The following is an 874-nucleotide window of genomic DNA, read 5'->3' as shown; positions in this document are numbered from 1 at the left end:
CTCGGTTTATGGAGCTTGCCTAAGCCAGTTTCCGCACAGGCATTCCTTCCCTACACCCCCCAACTAGAATCAGCCGAATTAGAGCAAACAGGCGTGAGCCTTGCACAGGAAGCCGCCCAGTTGGAGCAATTCCAACAGTACGAGCTCGCCCTGCCCAGAGCTCAGCTAGCCACACAGCTCGCCCCCAACAAGTATCAAACTTGGATTTTATTGGGGATTTTATATATGCGCGTGCAGAAGTTTGACGAAGGGATTATTGCTTTGCAGCAAGCTCAGACTCTTGCACCTGAGAATGCAGACATCCGCTTTTTCTTAGGAGAAGTACACTTCCGCCAAGCTCAATATGACAAAGCAATTGAACAACTACAAGCAGGCTTAAGAATAAAACCTGATACCCCTGGAGCTTTATTTGATTTAGGCAATGCCTTCTACAAACTGGGCAAATTTCAAGATGCGATCGCCCATTACGAAAAAGCAGTAGCTCAGTATGAAAAAGCCAAAGGTCAGGAAAAAGAACGCTGGCCAGCTATTAACAATATTGGGTTAGTAAAATACGAAATGGGTGATACTGACGGTGCCATTCGCCGCTGGCGAGAGGCAGTTGCCATCGAGGAAAAAGCAGCAGAACCAATGATGGCTCTGGCAATAGCTTTATATAGCAAAGGCGATCGAGAACAAGGTCTAGCGATCGCAGAAACCGCACTGCGGATAGACAAGCGCTATGCAGGGATAGACTTCCTTAAGGAAAATCTTTGGGGCGATCGCTTAATTGCAGAAGCTAAAAAGTTATTAGCAACTCCCCGCATTCAAGCCACCCTCGCCCAACTTCAAGACGCACCCGCGCCGGAGATGCCTTAAGGGGAGATGGGGAGAT

Annotated in this window: 1 protein-coding gene; it reads left to right on the top strand. The window is 48.3% G+C overall.

Going from position 1 to position 874, the window contains the following annotated elements; genetic code table 11:
• On the top strand, nt 1–858 hold an 858-nt coding region (locus tag OSCI_RS06870), incomplete at its 5' end, for a tetratricopeptide repeat protein (RefSeq protein WP_039961846.1).
• Nucleotides 859–874 lie beyond the last annotated feature (16 nt).

This window comes from Kamptonema sp. PCC 6506, from assembly GCF_000180455.1.
GTDB classification, from domain to species: Bacteria; Cyanobacteriota; Cyanobacteriia; order Cyanobacteriales; family Microcoleaceae; genus Kamptonema; species Kamptonema formosum.
This window is presented reverse-complemented; position numbering and strand designations above follow the sequence as displayed.